General features: G+C 43.8%; 4 protein-coding genes. 2 read left to right on the forward strand and 2 right to left on the reverse strand.

The window, feature by feature from the left end; all coding sequences use genetic code 11:
- Positions 1-139 precede the first annotated feature (139 nt).
- On the reverse strand, positions 140-2,026 hold the full coding sequence (ftsH2, locus tag BGL89_RS07665) for an ATP-dependent zinc metalloprotease FtsH2 (RefSeq protein ID WP_286825201.1): 1,887 nt from the start codon (positions 2,024-2,026) through the stop codon (positions 140-142).
- A 246-nt stretch (positions 2,027-2,272) separates the two neighbouring features.
- Between ftsH2 and BGL89_RS07670 the strand changes: the two genes are divergently transcribed.
- Both BGL89_RS07670 and BGL89_RS07675 read left to right on the forward strand, forming a co-directional pair.
- A complete protein-coding gene (locus BGL89_RS07670) occupies positions 2,273-2,458 on the forward strand; it encodes a type II restriction endonuclease (RefSeq protein WP_286825214.1) in 186 nt (61 codons plus the stop codon).
- 15 nt (positions 2,459-2,473) lie between these two features.
- Positions 2,474-3,406, forward strand: coding sequence for a DNA adenine methylase (locus BGL89_RS07675; RefSeq protein WP_286825203.1), 933 nt, complete (start codon positions 2,474-2,476; stop codon positions 3,404-3,406).
- A gap of 35 nt (positions 3,407-3,441) precedes the next feature.
- On the opposite strand, the gene BGL89_RS07680 is transcribed toward BGL89_RS07675, so the two are convergent.
- Complete coding sequence (locus tag BGL89_RS07680) at positions 3,442-3,741, reverse strand: hypothetical protein (RefSeq protein WP_286825204.1); 300 nt, start codon at positions 3,739-3,741, stop codon at positions 3,442-3,444.
- Positions 3,742-3,861 lie beyond the last annotated feature (120 nt).

Here is a 3,861-nt window from a genome sequence, read left to right on the forward strand (position 1 = left end):
GGTTCAGTTTTTAGCTTGGTTATCGCTTTTTCCATTGTAGCTTAAAGCCGTCGTAAAACGACGGGGTTTTAACCCAAATTTTCGATAAAAAAATCGGGTGAGTCTTAACCCACCCGATCGCATCTGTATTAAAATTAACCTATAACTGGGGTACAAACTGTTCTTTTTCGGGAACGTAGGCGTATTCAGCCACAATTTGCCGGAATTCTTCCCCATTGATCGTTTCTTTTTCGATCAGCAGATCCACCACTCGATCGATCACTTCCCGATGATCGCGAATAATTTGCCGAGAAATTTCATGGCAGTGTTCCACGATCGATCGCACCTGATCATCGATGCGAGTAGCCACCTTCTCAGAATACTCGGAACGATTCATCAAACCGCCACCGAGGAACACCTCACCCCCTTGACTTTCTAGGGACAAAGGACCTAAATCGCTCATCCCGAAACGAGTCACCATCTGACGGGCCATATCAGAAACTTGCTGTAAATCGCCACCGGCACCGGTAGTCACCTCATCATAGCCGAAGATTTCTTCCTCGGCCGCGCGACCACCTAAAGCACCGGAAATCCGGGCCATTAACTGCGCTTTCGTGGTTAAACCCTGTTCTTCGTTGGGAGTGAACCAAGTTAAACCCTGGGCCTGTCCCCGGGGAATCAGAGTCACTTTCTGGACGGGATCGTGATCTTTTAAGAGCGTACCCACGATCGCATGACCCACTTCATGGTAAGCGATTAAGCGCTTGCTCTTGCTATCGACTAAAGGAGTGCCTTCCATACCGGCGATAACGCGATCTACCGCGTCATCTATCTCTAACAGGGTAATGGCTTCTTTACGACGACGGGCGGTTAAAATTGCCGCTTCGTTCAGTAAATTGGCTAAATCTGCCCCACTGAACCCCGGAGTGCGACGGGCGATCGCTTCGATGGAAACGTCGTTAGCCAGCTTTTTATTGCGGGCATGAACGTCTAAAATCTCTAAACGACCTTTAAAATCGGGTGCATCGACGGTTACTTGGCGATCAAAACGGCCCGGACGCATGAGAGCGGAATCGAGAACATCGGGGCGGTTAGTGGCGGCAATGATGATAATTCCCGTATTCCCCTCGAAACCGTCCATTTCTGTCAATAATTGGTTTAGGGTTTGTTCGCGTTCATCGTTACCACCACCGATACCGGCACCCCGTTGACGACCTACCGCGTCAATTTCATCGATAAAGATTAAACAGGGAGCATTTTCCTTGGCTTTTTTGAACAAATCGCGCACGCGAGAAGCACCGACACCGACGAACATTTCCACAAATTCCGAACCGGAAATGCTGAAGAAAGGTACACCCGCTTCACCGGCGATCGCTTTGGCTAACAGGGTTTTACCCGTACCGGGGGGGCCAACTAAAAGGACTCCTTTGGGTATTTTGGCACCGACGGCGGTAAATTTCTCCGGTTGTTTGAGGAAAGTGACGACTTCTTGTAATTCTTCCTTCGCTTCGTCAATTCCCGCCACATCATCAAAGGTGATGCCGGTTTTTGCTTCCATCTGGAAACGGGCTTTTGATTTACCAAAACTCATCGCTTGACCGGGGCCGCCGGGCATATTATTAGAACGGCGGAACAGGAAAAAGAGAGCGGCAATCAGCAAAAAGGGGAAAAGTAGATTACCGAGGAATCCCCACCAAGCGCCGTCATTCCGCATCGGGTGAGCATCGAAACTAATTTTAGAATCGCGTAAACGGGCGATTAAATCGGGGGAATTGGCCGGTAAATCGACTCGTAGGCGTTGTACTCGGTTTTCTAGTTCTGGATCTAGGGCCTGTACGATCGCAGTTCTGCCACCTTCGTAGAGATCGACGCTAACAACCCTACCACTCTCTAGGTATTCTAGAAAGCGTCCGTAGGTCATGCGGGTAGTGGCGGTGTTATTGCCGATATTACCGGTGGCCGTGGCAAAAGTGCCTTGCCAGAGGAAAAAACCGACCACAAGGGCGGGCAATGTCCACAGTAAAATCGTTTTCCAGGATAGTTTCATGTTTGTTTAGTGGTTCTAGGATAAAGATTTTTGCCTAACTCATTTAGCTGTTTTTGTCAAGGATTTTAGGTTATTTTTTCGAGATTAATCCCCGCAGCCAATTAAATCTTAACTAAATGTAACGTAATTCTCATAATTCTGACAACAATGGTGACGAGAATTTTTTTTAGTTCATTTGTTCTAACAAGAGTCTCAGGGTTTCTGGGATAAGCTGTACTGAATTTAAACTGCCTAGAAGTATATACTATATCTATTGATACGAAAATCATCTCCAAAATCCTAGAATTGCTTCTTTTTCCCATATTTGATAATTTTGCTAGATGTAACCAATTAAAGATAGAGTTAGTATCTCAACAAAATTTTTACCCTGATTTGACCTTTATTCACGAGCCAACAGCAGCTAAGTTGGCTGTGGATAGAGATTACTGTTGATGAGGAGAGTGTTTAGTGAAGTTAACGCCGCTTGTGCCACCGATTAAGTGTCAAGGAATTAAAACTAAGTTGGTTAAAGATGTTAAAAATATTGTGTCTGATCTGAGCTTTGGGCGTTGGATAGAACCCTTTTCTGGCTCGGGAGTGGTGGCTTTTAATATTAATCCCAAAAAGGCTTTACTTGCGGACACAAATACTCATATTATCCAGTTTTATAATAATCTAAAAAATCAAGTTATTACCAGTAAAACTGTTAAGCTTTTTTTGCAAGAAAATGGTCAAGTTCTTAAGGAGCAGGGAGAAAGTTATTATTATCAAGTACGAGAAAGATTTAATCAATCTCCTAATTCTCTAGATTTTTTATTTCTCAATCGCTCCTGTTTTAATGGGGTGATGAGATTCAATCGTAAGGGACAGTTTAACGTACCTTACTGTCATAAATCAGAACGATTTTCCCAAGCATATATTACCAAAATAGTCAATCAAGTTATTGCCATAGAAAATATTCTGATTAAAAATGATTATAATTTTCAAGTTGCGGACTTTCGAGAGACTTTATCTGATTGGCAAAAAACAGATTTGCTCTACCTCGATCCTCCTTATTTGGGGAGACACGTCGATTATTTTAACTCTTGGTCTGAAGAGGATGAAGATTGTCTGGTGACTATTTTAAAGGATATTTCTTGTCGGTTTATTTTGTCCACTTGGCACAGTAATCAGTTTAGAAGCAATCCTTTAATTAAAAAAAATTGGAGTGCTGATAAGTTTTATATCTATACTAAACAGCATTTTTATCATGTTGGTTCCACAGAAAAATTACGTCATCCGATCACCGAAGCGCTCATTACTAACTTTAACATTTCCTTGTTGCCAGAGCGAGGAACTGATTTGCAACAACTGTCATTATCCCCATCGACAGCAGAAAATGAGGGAGTGAGAACAGTCTAGAAGATGCCTAGTTGCTAATTCTCACTCCTTACTATTTATCCTTGGCTTTGGCGCAGATGTTCGTTAATTTGGCGTTTGCGCTTTTCTTCGGGGGTAGTGCTAGTAATTTCGCCAAAATCTTGACTACTCTTGGAAAGATGGGACATTATCTTTCTTTTGCGCTCTTTAGCAGTTAATTGTGGTGAAGGAATCACTGGAGGCGGCGCTGCCACCGGTTGCGCTGCCAGCGGGGGAGTTTCCACAATTGGCAGCGGTTTTTTGGGAATATAGTCAGCACCACTGGTGCTTCTGGAGAGATGATCGAGAATGCGACGTTTGCGATCGTCAGTAGCCATAACAATCTTTGCCAGCCTAGTTTAAAGTTTTTTGACACTCCTGGGCCTAAAGGCGTGAGGATTCTTGAGCTAATCACAGCCCTTTCTGGTTTCCCTTACTTAGGTCTTACACGATTATGT

This window comes from Microcystis sp. LSC13-02, from assembly GCA_002282935.1.
Classification (GTDB): domain Bacteria; phylum Cyanobacteriota; class Cyanobacteriia; order Cyanobacteriales; family Microcystaceae; genus Microcystis.

Coding starts and splice junctions, on each gene's coding strand:
- ftsH2 (WP_286825201.1), bottom strand. CDS start 2,026: ATGAAACTATCCTGGAAAACGATTTTACTGTGGACATTGCCCGCCCTT.
- BGL89_RS07680 (WP_286825204.1), bottom strand. CDS start 3,741: ATGGCTACTGACGATCGCAAACGTCGCATTCTCGATCATCTCTCCAGA.